At 72.3% G+C, this 16,114-nt stretch carries 15 protein-coding genes; 13 read left to right on the top strand and 2 right to left on the bottom strand.

Annotated elements, in window-relative coordinates; genetic code table 11:
• Position 1 precedes the first annotated feature (1 nt).
• The 12 genes from MOV08_RS38410 to MOV08_RS38355 are packed head-to-tail and all read left to right on the top strand — an operon-like array spanning position 2 to position 13,009.
• Positions 2-1,306 carry an O-antigen ligase domain-containing protein gene (locus tag MOV08_RS38410; protein ID WP_275310740.1) on the top strand — a complete coding sequence of 435 codons (1,305 nt, stop codon included), beginning with the start codon at positions 2-4 and terminating at the stop codon, positions 1,304-1,306.
• A 2-nt stretch (positions 1,307-1,308) separates the two neighbouring features.
• Positions 1,309-2,532, top strand: coding sequence for a glycosyltransferase (locus MOV08_RS38405; protein ID WP_275310739.1), 1,224 nt, complete (start codon positions 1,309-1,311; stop codon positions 2,530-2,532).
• Positions 2,529-3,764: a class I SAM-dependent methyltransferase gene (locus MOV08_RS38400; protein ID WP_275310737.1), complete on the top strand. Its 1,236-nt coding sequence runs from the start codon at positions 2,529-2,531 to the stop codon at positions 3,762-3,764. Before MOV08_RS38405 ends, MOV08_RS38400 begins: the two co-directional genes overlap by 4 nt.
• Before the next feature lie 13 nt (positions 3,765-3,777).
• Positions 3,778-4,611, top strand: a complete 834-nt coding sequence (locus MOV08_RS38395; protein ID WP_039638809.1) for a glycosyltransferase family protein — start codon at positions 3,778-3,780, stop codon at positions 4,609-4,611.
• On the top strand, positions 4,608-5,255 hold the full coding sequence (locus MOV08_RS38390) for a PIG-L deacetylase family protein (RefSeq protein ID WP_275310736.1): 648 nt from the start codon (positions 4,608-4,610) through the stop codon (positions 5,253-5,255). Before MOV08_RS38395 ends, MOV08_RS38390 begins: the two co-directional genes overlap by 4 nt.
• 3 nt (positions 5,256-5,258) lie before the next feature.
• Entirely contained in the window at positions 5,259-6,284 is a 1,026-nt protein-coding gene (locus MOV08_RS38385; RefSeq protein ID WP_039638806.1) for an NAD-dependent epimerase/dehydratase family protein, read from the top strand.
• Positions 6,281-7,555: a DUF4910 domain-containing protein gene (locus MOV08_RS38380; RefSeq protein ID WP_275310735.1), complete on the top strand. Its 1,275-nt coding sequence runs from the start codon at positions 6,281-6,283 to the stop codon at positions 7,553-7,555. The genes MOV08_RS38385 and MOV08_RS38380 overlap by 4 nt, the downstream gene beginning before the upstream one ends.
• A 5-nt stretch (positions 7,556-7,560) precedes the next feature.
• Positions 7,561-8,871 carry an MATE family efflux transporter gene (locus MOV08_RS38375; protein ID WP_275310733.1) on the top strand — a complete coding sequence of 437 codons (1,311 nt, stop codon included), beginning with the start codon at positions 7,561-7,563 and terminating at the stop codon, positions 8,869-8,871.
• Entirely contained in the window at positions 8,868-9,815 is a 948-nt protein-coding gene (locus MOV08_RS38370; RefSeq protein ID WP_275310731.1) for a glycosyltransferase family 2 protein, read from the top strand. Before MOV08_RS38375 ends, MOV08_RS38370 begins: the two co-directional genes overlap by 4 nt.
• Positions 9,812-11,095, top strand: coding sequence for a polysaccharide pyruvyl transferase family protein (locus tag MOV08_RS38365; protein WP_275310729.1), 1,284 nt, complete (start codon positions 9,812-9,814; stop codon positions 11,093-11,095). The genes MOV08_RS38370 and MOV08_RS38365 overlap by 4 nt, the downstream gene beginning before the upstream one ends.
• 11 nt (positions 11,096-11,106) lie before the next feature.
• A complete protein-coding gene (locus MOV08_RS38360; protein WP_275310727.1) occupies positions 11,107-11,658 on the top strand; it encodes a dTDP-4-dehydrorhamnose 3,5-epimerase family protein in 552 nt (183 codons plus the stop codon).
• A gap of 7 nt (positions 11,659-11,665) precedes the next feature.
• Complete coding sequence (locus MOV08_RS38355) at positions 11,666-13,009, top strand: glutamate-1-semialdehyde 2,1-aminomutase (RefSeq protein ID WP_275310725.1); 1,344 nt, start codon at positions 11,666-11,668, stop codon at positions 13,007-13,009.
• Between the two features lie 31 nt (positions 13,010-13,040).
• Here MOV08_RS38355 and MOV08_RS38350 read toward each other — a convergent pair whose 3' ends face one another.
• Complete coding sequence (locus MOV08_RS38350; RefSeq protein ID WP_275310724.1) at positions 13,041-13,745, bottom strand: phosphatase PAP2 family protein; 705 nt, start codon at positions 13,743-13,745, stop codon at positions 13,041-13,043.
• Between the two features lie 296 nt (positions 13,746-14,041).
• The gene (locus tag MOV08_RS38345; protein ID WP_275310722.1) at positions 14,042-15,094 is read right to left on the bottom strand and encodes a bile acid:sodium symporter family protein; all 1,053 of its coding nucleotides are present in this window, start codon (positions 15,092-15,094) and stop codon (positions 14,042-14,044) included.
• A gap of 170 nt (positions 15,095-15,264) precedes the next feature.
• Between MOV08_RS38345 and MOV08_RS38340 the strand changes: the two genes are divergently transcribed.
• A complete protein-coding gene (locus tag MOV08_RS38340; RefSeq protein ID WP_275310720.1) occupies positions 15,265-16,104 on the top strand; it encodes a COG4705 family protein in 840 nt (279 codons plus the stop codon).
• Positions 16,105-16,114 lie beyond the last annotated feature (10 nt).

Raw genomic sequence — 16,114 nt, 5'->3', positions numbered from 1 at the left:
GATGGGCGGAGACCTGACGCGCGGTGGGCCGCCGGGCGGACTGCACACGGCGGGAACGCAGCCCGGCACGGCACCGCGCCCTGCCGGCACGCCGAAGCTCGTCGGGATCGTCTGGGGGTTGCTGGTCCTCAACACGCTCGGCTCCGCCGGGGCGAAGACCATCATTCCGCTGCCCCGCTCCCTCATCCAGTTGGTCACCATGGGCGCGCTGGTCGCCGCGTTCGCGCTGGCGCTCGCCCTCAATGTCCGGCTGCGCGTCCGCCTCAGCGCCTTCTTGTTCCTGCTCACCCTGCTGCTGGTGTCGAGCGTGCTCTCCAGTGCGCTCCTGGAGTCCGGGTTCGGCGCGCTGTTCCGCTGCGCCCGGCTGGCTCTCTTCGTCAGCACGCTGTGGCTGCTCAGCCGCTGGTGGGACGGCGGCCCGACGTTCGTCCGGCACCACATCCGGATGTACTTCGCCGTGCTCGGGTCGGTGGCCGCCGGCCTGGTCGTCTCACCGGGCGCGGCCATGCCCGACCTCTACGGCGGGCGCCTCGTCGGCGCGCTGTGGCCGCTCACCCCGCCGCAGATCGGGCAGTACGCCGCGGTGATCGTCGGGCTCACGGTGCTGCTCGTCCTGGGCCGCCGGACCGACCGGGCCGGCGCGGCGGTCGTCATCGTGCCGTCGCTCGTCCTGCTGGCGTTGACCCATACCCGGACGGCCACGCTCGGCCTGTGCATCGGGTTGGCGTTGGCGATCGGCTCGCTCATCCTGACCAGCGCCGCCGCCCGCCGGTTCTTCACCTGGGCGGTGGTGTGCGCCACGGTGGCCGCGGTGGCGTTCAGCTCCGCGCTGCAGACGTGGTTCCTGCGCGGGCAGAGCCAGGAGAACTTCTCCAACCTCACCGGTCGGGCCAAGGTCTGGGACGCCCTGCTGGCAGCGCCCCGGACGACCACGGAGCAGCTGTTCGGCGTGGGCCTGGGCGACAAGTCGTTCGGCGGGCTGCCGATCGACAACAGCTGGCTGGCCGTCTACAACGAGCAGGGGCTGGTCGGCATCGCCCTCGTGGCGGCGATCATCCTCGTGCTGGGCGGCGTCGCGTTGCTGCGGCCACCGTCGCTGCCGAGGGCCTGCGCGATCTTCCTGATCGGCTACTGCGCGATCGCGTCCTACACCGAGGCCGGGCTGGGCGACGCCTCGCCGTATCTGCTGCACCTGACGGTCGCCGCCTCGCTGCTGGCGGCACCTGCCGCGGTCGCGCCCGTCCCGACGCCCGAAGTTCCTCGACGCCACATCCCGCGATGGGCCCAGAGATCGGAGGTGACCTGACCATGCACGTCCTCGTGGTGCACAACCGCTACGCCTCGGCGCAGCCGAGCGGGGAGAACAAGGTCGTCGACCAGGAGGCGGCGCTGCTGCGCGCGGCCGGCCACCGGGTCGAGGTGTTCGAGCGGCGCAGCGACGACATCGCCGCCCGGTCCCTGCTGGGCAAGGTCGCGGTGCCGCTGCTGGTGCCGTGGAACCCGGCGGTCCGCGCGGAACTCGCCGCCCGGCTCCGTGCCGAGCGGCCGGACGTGGTGCACGTCCACAACGTCTTCCCGCTCCTGTCGCCCGCGGTGCTGGCCGCCTGCGCCGACGCCGGTGTGCCCGCCGTCGCCACGCTGCACAACTACACCCAGGTCTGCCCGCCCGGCACGCTGCAGCGGGACGGCCGGCCGTGCACCGAGTGCGTCGGGGCGACGCCGCTGCCCGCCGTCCGACACGGCTGCTACCGGGGCTCCCGCCTCGCGACGGTGCCGCTCGCGGTCAGCCTGTCGGTCAACCGGCGACGGTGGTGGTCGGGCGTTACGCGGTTCTTCTGCATCTCCGCGGCACAGCGCGACGTCCTGGTGCGGGCCGGCATGCCGGCCGAACGGCTGGCGGTGAAGCACAACTTCGTGCCCGACCCGGACGCCCGCCGATCGGGCGCCGGCGAGCAGGTGCTCTATCTCGGTCGGCTCGCGGAGGCCAAGGGCGTGCGACTGCTGATGGCCGCGTGGGACGAGATCGCCGCGAGCGGCGGGGTGGGCGTGCCGCTCGTGATCGCCGGCGCGGGGCCGCTGGAGCGGGAGGTGACCGCCTGGGCGGCGGGCCGGGACGACGTGCGGTACGTCGGCCTGTACGACACGGCTCAGTGCCGGCAGGCCCTCGCGCGCTCGGTCGCCGTGGTGGCTCCCTCGACGTGGCTGGAGGCGTTCGGCCTGGTGGTCGTCGAGGCGATGGCGGCCGGCGTCCCGACCGTCGCCGCCGGTCACGGCGCCTTCGTCGAACTCGTCGAGGACGGGGTGACCGGGCTGCTGCACCGGCCGGGCGAGGCCGCCTCGCTCGCGTCCTGCATACGCCGGATCGCGGCCGAGCCGGCCCGCAACCGGGAGATGGGCCAGGCGGCCCGGCGCCGATACGAGCAGGGTTTCAGCCCGGCCGTCGGCCTTGAGCGCCTGGTGGACGCGTACCGCACCGCGATCGCGGGGCGGACGGAATCAAGGGGGACGGAATCAATGGGGGGCAGTAGATGACACGATGCCGACTCTGCGGCTCGGAAGCGATGGCGAGCGTCGTCGACCTCGGGGCGACGCCACCATGTGAGAGCTTTCTCGCCGCGGACCAACTGGACAAGGCGGAGCCGGCGTACCCGCTGCACCTGCGGGTCTGCACCGACTGCTGGCTGGCGCAGATCCCGCCGCTGATCACGCCGGAGGAGACGTTCAGCGAGTACGCGTACTTCTCCTCCTACTCGACCTCCTGGGTGGAGCACGCGCGCACGTTCGTCGCCGACGCCGTGCGGCGCCTCGCGCTCGGCCCCGACGCCTTCGTGGTCGAGGTCGCGAGCAACGACGGGTACCTGCTGAAGCACTTGGTGGACCGGGAGATCCGCTGCCTGGGCGTCGAGCCGTCGGTGAACGTCGGTGCCGCGGCGCGGGAGAAGGGCGTGCCCACGCTCACGGAGTTCCTGTCGCCGGACACCGGCTCGGCCGTCCGCGCCGAGCACGGCCCGGCGGACCTGGTCGTGGCCAACAACGTCTACGCGCACATCCCCGACGTGGTCGGGTTCACCCGGGGGCTGCGCGCCCTGGTCGCCGACGACGGCTGGGTCTCCATCGAGGTGCAGCACCTGCTGACCCTGATCGAGGAGAACCAGTACGACACGATCTACCACGAGCACTTCCAGTACTACACGGTCGCGTCCGCGATCCGGGCCCTCGCGAGCGGCGGACTCGCGCTCGTGGACGTCGAGTTGCTGCCCACGCACGGCGGCTCCATCCGGCTGTGGGCCCGGCCGGTCGAGGTGGCCGGCGAGCCGGGTCGACACGTGGCCGACGTACTGGCCCGGGAGAAGGCCGCCGGGCTGCAGGAGCTGTCCGGGTACACCGAGTTCTCCGCCCGGGTGGCCAAGGTGCGCCGGGACCTGTTGAAGTTCCTGATCACCGCGGCCGAGCGCGGCGAGACGGTCGTCGGCTACGGCGCCCCGGGCAAGGGCAACACCCTGCTCAACCACTGCGGCATCCGCCCCGACCTGCTCCCGTACACGGTCGACCGCAACCCCTACAAGCACGGCAGGTTCACCCCCGGCACCCGCATCCCGATCCTGCCGCCCGAACAGATCGCCGCCGACAAGCCGGACTACGTCCTGGTCCTCCCGTGGAACCTGCGGGACGAACTGGTCGAGCAGCTGTCCTTCGTGCACGCCTGGGGCGGCCGGCTGGTCTTCCCCATCCCGGAACTGAGCATCGTCGAGGTCACGTCGTGAAAGAGGTTGCAGCATGAAGGTCGTACTGTTCTGCGGCGGCTACGGGATGCGGATGCGCAGCGGCGCCGGCGTCTACGATGAAGCGCCCAAGCCGATGGCGATGGTCGGCCCCAGGCCGCTGATCTGGCACGTCATGCGCTACTACGCGCACTTCGGGCACCGGGAGTTCATCCTGTGCCTCGGCTACGGGGCGCACCACATCAAGGACTTCTTCCTCAACTACGAGGAGACCACGTCCAACGACTTCGTGCTGCGGGGCGGGCGGACCGAGCTGCTGTCCACCGACATCGCCGACTGGACCATCACGTTCGCGCAGACCGGCGTCGAGTCGCCGATCGGTGAGCGGCTGCGCCGGGTGCGGCACCACCTGGACGGCGACGAGATGTTCCTCGCCAACTACGCCGACGTGCTCACCGACGCCCCGCTGCCGGAGATGATCGACTCCTTCGCCCGGCGCGACGCCGGCGCGTCGATGATGGTGGTGCCGCCGCAGTCCTCGTTCCACTGCGTGGACCTGGGCGAGGACGGCCTGGTGGGGGGCATCACCGCGGTGAGCGAACTGCCGCTGTGGGAGAACGGCGGCTACTTCGTGCTCCGCCAGGAGGTCTTCGACCACATACCGGAGAACGGGGACCTGGTCGCTGACGGATGCGCCCAACTCGCCAAACGCGGAAGGTTGGTGGCGCACCAGCACCGCGGCTTCTGGAAGCCCACCGACACCGTGAAGGAGCGGGCCGCGCTCGACGCCGCCTACGCCCGGGGCGACCGCCCGTGGGCCGTGTGGGAACGGGACGGCGCGGGGGCGGGCGCGACCGGCAGCAGGGACTGCGCCGGAGCGAGGGCGTGATCCGGCTCGGGGCCGGGCGCCTGGACCGGGTCGTCGCGGTGGGCGCGCACTGCGACGACATCGCTATCGGCGCCGGCGGCACGCTGCTGACGATGTGCCTGGCACGGCCGGGTCTCCGCATCGACGCGCTGGTGCTCTCCGGCGGTGGCAGCGAGCGGGAGCAGGAGGAGCAGGCCGCGCTGGCCGCGTTCTGCCCGGGCGCAGAACTGCACCTGACCGTGCACAAGTTGCCTGACGGTCGACTGCCCGTGCACTGGGACGAGGCCAAGGCCGCGGTCGAGGAGCTGCGCGCGGCGACCGAGCCGGACCTCGTCCTCGCCCCGCGCACCGATGACGCGCACCAGGACCACCGCGGCCTGGCGCAGCTGATTCCCACCGCGTTCCGCGACCACCTCGTGTTCGGCTACGAGATCGTCAAGTGGGACGGCGACCTCGGCCGTCCGACGGCGTACCAGCCGCTGTCGCCCGAGATCGCCGAACGGAAGGTACGGCTGCTGCAGGAGCACTACCCCTCGCAGCGGCACCGGCCCTGGTACGACCGGGAGGCATTCCTCGGCCTCGCCCGGATCCGCGGAATCGAATGCCACGCGCGCTACGCCGAGGCGTTCGCCGTCACCAAACTCACTCTCGACCTGGGGGATTGAACCTTGCGCGTACTGCTCACCGGACACCAGGGCTACCTGGGCACCGTGATGGCCCCGGTCCTCACGGCCGCCGGACACGAGGTCGTCGGCCTCGACGCCGGCCTGTTCGCCGACTGCGTCCTCGGCCCGACACCTGCGGACCCGTCCGGGCATCAGGTGGACCTGCGCGACGTCACGGCCGAACACGTGGCCGGGGTGGACGCCGTGATCCACCTGGCCGCGCTGTCCAACGACCCGTTGGGATCGCTGGCGCCGGAGCTCACCTACGACATCAACCACCGCGCGTCCGTACACCTCGCCCAACTGGCCCGCGACGCCGGAGTACGGCGCTTCCTGTACGCGTCGACCTGCTCGGTCTACGGCGCCGCCGGCGGTGACGACCTGGTGGCCGAGGACGCCCCGCTGCGCCCGGTGACGCCGTACGCGGAGTCCAAGGTGCGGGTGGAGGACGACCTGCACGCGCTGGCCGACGGCGACTTCACCCCGGTGTACATGCGCAACGCCACCGCCTTCGGCTACTCCCCCCGGCTGCGCGCCGACATCGTGCTGAACAACCTGGTGGGCCACGCGCTGCTGTCCGGTGAGGTGTTGGTGCTCTCCGACGGAACCCCCTGGCGCCCGCTGGTGCACGCCGCCGACATCGCACGGGCCTTCGCGGCCGCGCTGACCGCGCCGCGGGGGGCGGTGCACGACCGGGCGTTCAACATCGGCAGCGAGGCCAACAACGTCACGGTCGCCGAGATCGCCGAGCGGGTCGCCGAGGCGGTCTCCGGCGCGAAGGTCAGGATCACCGGGGAGAACGGCGCCGATCCGCGCTCGTACCGGGTGGACTTCTCCCGGTTCCGTACGGCGATCCCCGGCTTCGACTGCGCGTGGACGGTGGAGCGGGGTGCGCGCGAACTCGCCGACGCCTACCGGAAGTTCGCCCTGACCCGGGAGGACTTCGAGCAGCGCTTCACCCGCCTCGCCGTGCTGCGCGCGGCGTCCGACGCCGGCGCCGTCGACGACACCCTGCGGCGGCGCCGATGACCGCGGTCGGCGAAGAGATGCACGCACTGGTGGAGCGGCTGTACCCGCTGTGCCGGAGCATCACCGGCGACGGTGTGCGCACCACCCTGGACATCGTCGGCGAGTACCTCCCGCTACAGGTGCACGAGGTGCCGAGCGGGACCCAGGTGCTCGACTGGACGGTGCCGCAGGAGTGGAACATCCGGGACGCGTACATCGCCGACGCCACGGGCAGGCGGGTCGTGGACTTCGCCGAGTCCAGCCTGCACGTGCTCGGTTACAGCGTGCCGGTGGCGGCGACCATGCCGCTGGCCGAGCTGCGCGCACACCTGCACACCTTGCCGGACCACCCCACCTGGGTGCCGTACCGCACCAGCTACTACAAGCCGGAATGGGGGTTCTGCCTGGCCCAGGAGACCCTCGACGCGCTACCGGAAGGCGACTACGAGGTCCGCATCGACTCCACCCTCGCCGACGGCCACCTCACCTACGCCGAGCATGTGATCCCCGGTCAGGTCCCCGACGAGGTGATCGTCTCCTGCCACACCTGCCATCCGTCGCTGGCCAACGACAACCTGGCCGGCATCGCGGTGGCGACGTTCCTGGCCCGCGCGCTGGCGCAGGAAACGCCGTACTACACCTACCGGTTCATCTACGCGCCCGGCACCATCGGCGCGATCACCTGGCTGGCCCGCAACGCGGAGCGGATCGACCAGGTCAAGCACGGGTTGGTGCTGGCCTGCGCCGGCGACCGGGGCCGGCTCACGTACAAGCAGAGCAGACGCGGCGACGCGGAGATCGACCGGGTGCTGCGGCACGTGCTGGCCGCCTCCGAACGCCCGCACCACATCGTCGAGTTCACGCCGTACGGCTACGACGAGCGGCAGTACTGCTCGCCCGGGTTCGACCTCGGCGTGGGCTCGCTCAGCCGGACCCCGTACGCCGGCTACCCCGAGTACCACACCTCGGCGGACAACCCGGACTTCGTCTCCCCGGAGGCGATGGCGGACACCCTCGCCGTCTGCCGCGAGGCGTTCGCCGTGCTCGACCGCAACCGGCGGTACCTCAACCTCAGCCCCTACGGCGAACCGCAGTTGGGCCGCCGCGGGCTGTACGACGCGCTCGGCGGGCGCAGCGACACCAAGCAGGCCCAGCTGGCCATGCTCTGGGTGCTCAACCTCTCCGACGGCGAACACAGTCTGCTGGACGTCGCCGAGCGGTCCGGGCTGCCGTTCGACACCGTCGCCGTCGCGGCCGGCGCCCTGGGCGCCGCCGGGCTGATCAAGGCATGACGCCGATGACCACCGGAGGGGAGCAGACGACGGCACCGGCGGCACCGGCCGGACACGCCCCGCGGACCGCCAAGCGGGCCATGGTCGGCCGGCTGTCCTGGGGACTGGCCGACCAGGCGGCCTCCAGCTTGTCCAACTTCGTGGTGGGGATCTACGTGGCCCGCTCGCTGGGGCTGACCGCGTTCGGCGTGTTCAGCCTGGCCTGGGTGACCTACGGCGTGGTGCTCAGCGTCTCCCGCGGGCTGGCCACCGATCCGCTCGTGGTGCGCTTCAGCGGCGTGTCGGACGCGTCCTGGCGCGGGGCGGTGGCCCGGTCCTCGGGCACCGCGCTCGGCGTCGGTGCCGCCATCGGCGCGGCGTGCCTGGCGGTCGGCCCGGCGCTCGGCGGTGACGTGGGCTCCGCGTTCGCCTGTCTCGGTGTCGCGCTGCCGGGGTTGCTGTTGCAGGATGCCTGGCGGTACGCGTTCTTCGCCGCCGGCACCGGGCGGAAGGCGTTCGTCAACGACCTGGTGTGGGGCGTCGCGCTCGTCCCGGCCATGGTGCTGGCGGCCCGCGTGGGCAGCGTGGCCGCTTTCGTGCTCGCCTGGGGCGCGTCCGCCGCGGTGGCCGCGGCCTACGGCGCTCTGCAGTCCGGTATCCGGCCCCGGTTGACCGGAGCGCGCGAGTGGCTGCGCGAGCACCGGGACCTCGGCTACCGGTACCTGGTGGAGAACGTCAGCACGAGCGGCGCGAGCCAGCTCCGGGCGTACGGGCTCGGCGCGATCGTCGGGGTCGGCGCGGTGGGTGCGGTCCGGGGTGCCGAGCTCCTGCTCGGCCCGTTCATGGCTGTGCTGATGGGTCTTTCGCTGGTCACCGTCGCGGAGGCGGCACGGGTGCTGCGGCGGACCCCGCACCGCCTCGGCACGTTCTGCCTCCTGCTGGGCGGTGGGCAGGCCGTCGCCGCGCTGCTCTGGGGCGCGGCGCTGCTGCTGGTGCCGGACCGGGTCGGCGAGCTCGTGCTCGGCGGCGTCTGGAGCTCTGCCTCGCAGCTCGTCGTGCCGGCCGCGCTCGGCGTCGCGGGCGCCGGCCTCGGCACCGGCGCGGCGGCCGGGCTGCGTGCGCTCGCCGCGGCCCGGCGCAGCCTGCGCTGCCAGTTGTTCGCCTCCACCTGCTACGTCATCGGCGGGCTCGGCGGTGCGGCCGTTGCCGGCACGGTCGGCTCGGCCTGGGGCGTCGCCGCCGCCACCGTCTGCGGCTCGGCCGTGTGGTGGCTGCAGCTGCGGTCCGCCCTGCGCGAGCGCCACCAGAACCCCATCCCCGAAGTGAGGACGTCATGACCGCCCATCCCCGGTTGAGCATCGGCCTGCCCGTGTACAACGGCGAGGAGTACCTCGCCGAATCGCTCGACGCCCTGCTCGGCCAGACCTACGAGGACTTCGAGCTGGTCATCACCGACAACGCCTCGACGGACGGGACCCAGGACATCTGCCGCAAGTACGCCGCGCAGGACGCGCGCATCCGCTACCTCCGGCTGGCCCGGAACGTCGGCGCCGCACCGAACCACAACTACGTGTTCACCCAGTGCCGCGGCGAGCTCTTCAAGTGGGCCTCGCACGACGACCTGTACGCCCGGGACCTGCTGCGGCGCTGCGTGGAGGCGCTGGACGAGCGGCCGGACGTGGTCCTCGCGCACTCCGGCCAAGCGGTCATCGACGGCGACGGCCAACTGAAGGTCCCGTACGAGTACGGGCTCGCCACCGACTCGCCGAGCGCGCCGGAGCGCTTCCGCAGTTTCCTCTTCGAGCCCGGTGGCGACGACTTCTACGGCGTGATGCGGGCCGACATGCTGCGCCGGGTGCGACCGCACGACAGCTACCACCACGCGGACCGCACGTTCGTCGCCGAGATCGTCCTGCACGGACCCTTCCACCAGGTGCCGGAACTGCTGTACTTCCGCCGCGACCACCCCACCCGGGCCGAGCGGGCGAACCCCTCCAAGCGCTCCCGGTGCGTCAACCTGGACCCGCGCCGGGCGGGCCCGCTGCACCCGACGCCCCGGCTGCTCGCCGAGTACGTCCAGGGCTTCGTCTCGGCGATCCGGCGGGCGCCGTTGTCCGCGGCCGACCGGCGCGCGTGCTTCCGGCACCTGGCCGCATGGATGACCAGCCGGGTCCGGCCGGGCGCCGGCGAGCGGGTTGAGGACCGCGCCCCGGTCGACACGGCCGAGCTCACCGTCCGCGTCGACGACCTGGTGGCCGGCCGTGAGGGACGGCAGGCATGACGTCCACGGGCGAAACTCCCCCGCGCGTCGGGGTGTTCGGCCTGCTCGGCTCCGGCAACCTCGGCAACGACGGATCGCTTGAGGCCGTGCTGGGGTACCTCCGCGCCGCGCACCCGACGGCGGTCGTGGACGCGCTGTGCGGCGGACCCGAGGTCGTCGCGTCCCGGTACCGGATCCCCGCGACGCGGCTGCACTGGTACCGCGGGGAGTACCGGACCGCGTCCAGGGCGGGCGCGCTCGCGGCCAAGGGCCTGGGCAAACTCGTCGACGTCGTGCGCACCGCCGCCTGGGTGCGCCGGCACGACGTGGTGATCGTGCCGGGCATGGGCGTCCTGGAGGCGACGCTGCCGCTGCGGCCCTGGGGCTTCCCGTACGCGCTGTTCCTGCTCTGCGCGTCCGGCCGGCTGTTCGGCACCCGGGTCGCGCTGGTCGGCGTCGGCGCCGCACCGATCGGCGACCGGGCGACCCGGGCGCTGGTGCGCTGGTCGGCACGGCTGGCCACGTACCGGTCGTACCGGGACGCCCAATCCCGCGCCGCGCTACGGGAGATGGGCGTGGACACCACGCGCGACGAGGTCTACCCGGACCTCGCGTTCGCCCTGCCCACACCGCGGGAACGGGGTATCCCCTGCTCGGAGCCTGTCGGAGAGCCTGCGGAAGCGCCCTCGCGCACACCGGGCCCGGTCTGCGTCGGCGTCATGGACTTCCACGGCGGCAACGACGACCGTGCCCGCGCCGAGGAGATCCACCGGCGCTACCTCGACGGGACGACGCGCTTCGTCCGCGCGCTGGTCGAGGACGGCCGGCCGGTCCGGCTGCTCACCGGCGACGCCTGCGACGCGTCGGTGGTCACCGCCATCCTCGACGCGGTGGACTCACCGCTGGTCACCGCTACCGAGGCAGGCTCGCTGGCCGACCTGATGAAGGAGACTGCGGCGGCCGACACCGTGGTGGCGACCCGCTACCACAACCTGGTCTGCGCGCTGAAGGTCGGCACGCCGACGCTGGCACTCAGCTACGCGGCGAAGAGCGACGCACTCATGGACCGGATGGGGCTCGGCCCGTACTGCCACTCCGCTCGCGAGGTCGACGCCGACCGGCTGCTCCAGCAGTTCCGGGCACTGGAGCAGCGATCGGCGGAGCTGCGCCGGACCCTCGCCGAACGGAACCTTCTCGCCGCGCGCCAACTCGACCACCAGTTCACGGCCTTGACCAGGGCCGTGTTCCGGACGAACGACCACACCCACGCCCATGCCCACGCCTTGCGGGAGGCTCCATGAATGCGCCCGGAATGAAAGCGACCGAAGTCCCGGCGATAGCCGGCGCGTACCTCTTCGAACCGACGCCGTACGCCGATGAACGCGGCTTCTTCTGCCGCACCTTCGACGCCGACGTGGTCCGCTCGGTGGGCCTCGACCCGGACGCCTTCGTCCAGGACAGCGTGTCCCGTTCGGTCCGGGGCGTGCTGCGCGGCCTGCACCTGCGCTCCGGCGCCGGCGAGGCCAAGCTGGTGCGCTGCTCGTACGGGAGGATCTTCGACGTCGTCGTGGACCTGCGGACGGACTCGCCGACCTACCGCAACCGGGCCTTCTTCGAGCTGTCCGGCGAGACGCAGCTGACCCTGTACATCCCGGCGGGGTGCGCGCACGGCTTCCAGGCGCTGACTGAGACCGCCGACACCTCGTACCGGATCGACCGCCCGCACGATCCGGCCGAGGACGTGACGATCGCCTTCGACGACCCGGAGCTCGCCATCCCCTGGCCGCTGCCGGTCACATCGATGTCCCGGCGGGACCTGGAGGCGCCGCGCCTCGCCAAGGCCCTTGAGAACATGGAGAGTTGAGGTCGGCGTGGCCACCGAGAACAACGCAGAGACCGAAGAGCTCAGCCTGCCCCGGTCGCGGCAGGCGAACGAGCGGCTGCACGCCCTGATCCCCGGGGGCGCACACACCTACGCCAAGGGCGACGACCAGTACCCCGAGAACCTCGCCCCGGTCATCAGCCACGGCCGCGGTGCCCATGTATGGGACATCGACGGCAACCGCTACATCGAGTACGGCTCCGGCCTGCGCTCGGTCAGTCTCGGCCACGCCCACCCCCGCGTGATCGAGGCGGTGCGGCGGGAACTCCACCGCGGCAGCAACTTCGTCCGGCCGTCCGTCCTGGAGGTCGAGGCCGCGGAGCGCTTCCTGGCCACGGTGCCCACCGCCGAGATGGTGAAGTTCACGAAGAACGGCTCCGACGCCACCACCGCCGCGGTGCGCCTCGCCCGCGCCGTCACCGGGCGCCCGCGGGTGGCCGTCTGCGGCGACCACCCGTTCTTCTCCGTCGACGACTGGTTCATCGGCACCACCCCGATGTCGGCCGGTATCCCGGCCGCGACCACCGAGCTCACGGTGTCCTTCCCTTACGGGGACCTGGCCACCACGGAGGAGTTGCTGACCCGCCATCAGGGCGAGATCGCCTGCCTGATCCTCGAACCTGCCACCCACACCGAGCCCACTGCCGGGTACCTCGCCGGCCTGCGCGAACTGGCCGACCGGCACGGCTGCGTACTGATCTTCGATGAGATGATCACCGGCTTCCGCTGGTCCGAGGCGGGCGCCCAGGGCCTGTACGGCGTCGTCCCCGACCTCTCCACGTTCGGCAAGGCGCTGGGCAACGGGTTCGCCGTCTCCGCGCTGGCCGGGCGCCGCGACCTGATGGAGCAGGGCGGACTCCGTCACTCCGGCGACCGGGTGTTCCTGCTGTCCACCACGCACGGTGCGGAAACGCACTCGCTGGCCGCCGCGATGGCCGTGCAGACCACGTACACCAAGGAGGGGATCACCGCGCGGCTGCACGCCCTCGGTGAGCGGTTGGCCGCGGGGGTCCGCGACGCCGCGGCGAGCATGGGCGTCGGCGACCACATCGTCGTCCGGGGCCGGGCCAGCAACCTGGTCTTCGCCACCCTCGACGAGAACCGCCGGCCGTCGCAGCAGTACCGCACCCTGTTCCTGCGCCGTCTCCTCGCGGGCGGATTACTGGCCCCGTCGTTCGTGGTGAGCAGCGCGCTCGGCGACGCCGACATCGACCGCACCGTGGAGGTGGTGGCCCAGGCATGTGCGGTGTACCGCAAGGCACTTGACGCCGCCGATCCCACCCCCTGGCTGGCCGGGCGGCCGGTGAAGCCGGTCTTCCGCCGCTTGTCGTGACGAGCCGAGATATGACGTGATGTGACGTGTGTCAGCGGCGCCCCTGCCGATCGGCGTCGGCCACCCGGTCGGCCACCCGATCGATCCGCCGGACGACCAGCCGATCGGCCAGCCGGTCGACCAGCCACCCGGTCGCCGCTGTCACCACCAACGCGGTGCACCAGCCGCCGAGGACGTCGGTCGGGTAGTGGGCGCCCAGGGCCACCTGCGCCCAGCCCATCGCGGCGCCGGCCACGAGCGCCGCGGCGAGCACGAGCAGGGTGCCGGCCGCCCGGCCGAGGCCGAGCCGGCCGGTCGCGAGCAGCGCCACCACAAGGGAGAGCGCGGTGAAGAAGGCGGTGTGCCCGCTCGGGTAGGACAGATTGTCGCCGTGGATGGTGCGTCCCACCAGGTGCTTGAGCAACGTCGTCGTCCCCACCGACATGCCGACGCCGGCAACCGCGAACACCGCTGCGCGAGGACGCCGAAGCAGCAGGCAGCCCGTCACGGTGACCACGACCAGCGTCGCCGACCCGGCGGGCTCCCCCAGGAAGTCCATGGCCAGAGCCACATACCGCCACGACGGCCGCACGCCGTCCACCGCCGCCCGGATCCACACATCCACCATGCCGGGCCTGCCGTCGTCGGCATACACGACCCCGAGCACGACGACCACCAGCGCGGCGAGGGCCGCAATCGGCCCGAGCCACGAGCGCAGCGACGGAGGCAGCACCGCGGGCGCCGACCGGCCGGTCACACGCCCACCCCCGCGTCCGGTCCGACCGCATCCACAGCCCCGCGGCCACCCGCTCCCGGCCTGCACGACACCGCGGGATCCGCCGGCCCGCGCCGTCCCCAACTCGCCATCCCGGCAATCCCCCTGGCCAACACCGCACGATCAGCCGCCAGTTGCCACCCTAACCAACATGCCGGTTCACCGCCCCCCTGCGACCGCAGGCCCGCCCCGGCCGCCGGCCGCGCCGACTTCGCCGAGGGCGTTCAGCTCTGATGCCCGGCCACCAGGCAGTGGGTGCCGAGCGGTGGCTTGCCCGCTCATGGACGCGAGGCCGTGGCGACGACCCGGTTCGCTGCGGTCTTCTGGAGCAGTCCGTACGCGAGGACGGGCAGGAGCAGGTGTGGCTTGTCAGGCAATGTGGTGGTGAGCAGGACGGCGCTCGCGCTGCTGTTGTTCATGCCGCAGGCGAGCGTCAGCGACGAGGCGGCCGGGGCGTCCAGGCGCAGGAGACGGGCGGCGGCGCGGCCGAATGCGAAGGAGAGCAGGCACACGAGCGCCGCCACGAGCAGTGCCGCGCCGAAGAGCAGGGGGCGCGGGGACGCGAGGAAGGAGCCCAGGGCACCGCTGGCGTTCACGTACGTCAGGACGAGCGAGGCGACCAGGGACACCGGCACCGTCCCGGCCAGTGCGCGACTGCGCCAGGTTCGCGGCAGCGCGAGTCGGCACAGGATGCCTGCCGCACAGGGAAGGACGACGCCGACGAGGGCGAAGCCGCCGTGGGCGGTGCCGGCGGTCGTACTGAGCGTCTTGGCGTAGTCGTCGCTGAGGAGGGGTGTGAGGGCTCCGATGACCAGCGGAATGGTGAGTGGGCTCAGGAGCGTGGAGGCCAGCACGAGCCCGACCATGGTGGGCTGGTCGCCGTCGCTCTTGCCGGTCCAGACGGTGGCTCCGGCGGCGACGGGCATCGCCACGATCAGGATCGTCGCGGTGACCAGGCCGCTGCCGCCGTCCGTGTCGGGAGACCGGCTCAGTGCGAACGCGACGGCGGGGATGACCAGGAGCGGGATCGCCAGGTGCAGGGCCAGTCCGGCAACCAGGGCGGTCGGCCTGCGCACCAGGCGGCCCAGTTCACGGACGGACACCTGGAGACCGGCGCAGAAGAGCACCAGGGCCAGCAGCAGCGGGGCCGTGCTCACCGGGAGGCCGGACGGCGTGCCGAGCGGCACGGTGTGGTCCCGGCGCAGCCACAGTCCGGGGCCGGGCAGGAAGAGGGCGGCGGCGTAGGACACCACGACGGCGCGCCCGAGCCGCCGGCGCAGCCAGGCCGTCGCCCGATCAGTGGGTGAGCAGGAGAGGGACGGATGGGGCAAGGGGGCCTTCTTCCACGGCGGCGGAGGGGACGGGGGCGAGTGCCGGTATGCGAAGGCGGTGGAGGTCAGTGGTCATGGCATCCATGGTGCTCGGGCGAGGGCGGTCGGGGCGGCCCACGCCGCACGGCAGTCAGGATGCGTTCAGGTGCTCGGTGGCACGGTCGGGCGTCATGACATCCGAGACATCACAGCCCCCCGCGCCTTCAGTGGCCGGCGGCGCCGCCGCGCGCTCCGGTCGCCGACCGGGCTGGAACAAGGTGCCCGAAGTCACCCTCTACTTCTGGATCATCAAGGTGCTGTGCACGACGGTCGGGGAGACCGCGGCCGACCTGCTCAACGCGAAGGTCGGTCTCGGCCTGACCGGTGTGTCGGCGCTGATGAGCGCGTTGCTGGCCGTCGTCCTGGTCGTACAGTTCCGCACCGGCTCCTACCGGGCGGGCGTCTACTGGCTGGCCGTCGCCTTGATCAGCGTCGTCGGCACGCTGATCAGCGACAACCTCACGGACAACGTGGGTGTCCCCCTGGAGGCCAGCACGGCCGTCTTCGCGAGCGTCCTGGCGATCGTCTTCGTGGTCTGGTTCCGGCGTGAGCGGACGCTGTCCATCCACCACATCGACACCACCGGCCGCGAGTCGTTCTACTGGCTCGCCGTGCTGTTCACCTTCGCCCTGGGTACGGCGGCCGGGGACCTGGTCTCCGAGCGTCTGGCCCTTGGATACCCGCTCTCCGCGGTCCTGTTCGGCCTGGCGATCGCCACCGTCACCGTTGCCCACTTCGCTCTCGGGCTGGACGCGGTGTGGAGCTTCTGGATCGCCTACATCCTCACCCGCCCGCTCGGCGCGTCCCTCGGCGACTACCTCTCCCAGCCGACCGGCGACGGCGGGCTGGGCCTGGGCACCGTCGTCACCAGCGCACTGTTCCTCGCCGTCATCCTCGGTCTGGTCGGGTACCTGGCAGTGACCCGCAGGGATGTGACGCGACCTCGGCAGAGCGCGCGGGACGCGGGCTGATCCGGGCAGA

The sequence above is a fragment of the Streptomyces yunnanensis genome, assembly GCF_029011865.1.
Classification (GTDB): Bacteria; Actinomycetota; Actinomycetes; order Streptomycetales; family Streptomycetaceae; genus Streptomyces; species Streptomyces yunnanensis.
Note: the sequence above shows the minus strand (reverse complement) of the source record. Positions and strands in the feature narration are given on the sequence as shown.

Excerpts from the sequence above, each read along its gene's own strand:
- MOV08_RS38340 (WP_275310720.1), top strand. The coding sequence starts at position 15,265 with ATGACATCCGAGACATCACAGCCCCCCGCGCCTTCAGTGGCCGGCGGC.
- MOV08_RS38375 (WP_275310733.1), top strand. The coding sequence starts at position 7,561 with ATGACCACCGGAGGGGAGCAGACGACGGCACCGGCGGCACCGGCCGGA.
- MOV08_RS38370 (WP_275310731.1), top strand. The coding sequence starts at position 8,868 with ATGACCGCCCATCCCCGGTTGAGCATCGGCCTGCCCGTGTACAACGGC.
- MOV08_RS38365 (WP_275310729.1), top strand. The coding sequence starts at position 9,812 with ATGACGTCCACGGGCGAAACTCCCCCGCGCGTCGGGGTGTTCGGCCTG.
- MOV08_RS38405 (WP_275310739.1), top strand. The coding sequence starts at position 1,309 with ATGCACGTCCTCGTGGTGCACAACCGCTACGCCTCGGCGCAGCCGAGC.
- MOV08_RS38395 (WP_039638809.1), top strand. The coding sequence starts at position 3,778 with ATGAAGGTCGTACTGTTCTGCGGCGGCTACGGGATGCGGATGCGCAGC.
- MOV08_RS38360 (WP_275310727.1), top strand. The coding sequence starts at position 11,107 with ATGAAAGCGACCGAAGTCCCGGCGATAGCCGGCGCGTACCTCTTCGAA.
- MOV08_RS38400 (WP_275310737.1), top strand. The coding sequence starts at position 2,529 with ATGACACGATGCCGACTCTGCGGCTCGGAAGCGATGGCGAGCGTCGTC.
- MOV08_RS38410 (WP_275310740.1), top strand. The coding sequence starts at position 2 with ATGGGCGGAGACCTGACGCGCGGTGGGCCGCCGGGCGGACTGCACACG.
- MOV08_RS38380 (WP_275310735.1), top strand. The coding sequence starts at position 6,281 with ATGACCGCGGTCGGCGAAGAGATGCACGCACTGGTGGAGCGGCTGTAC.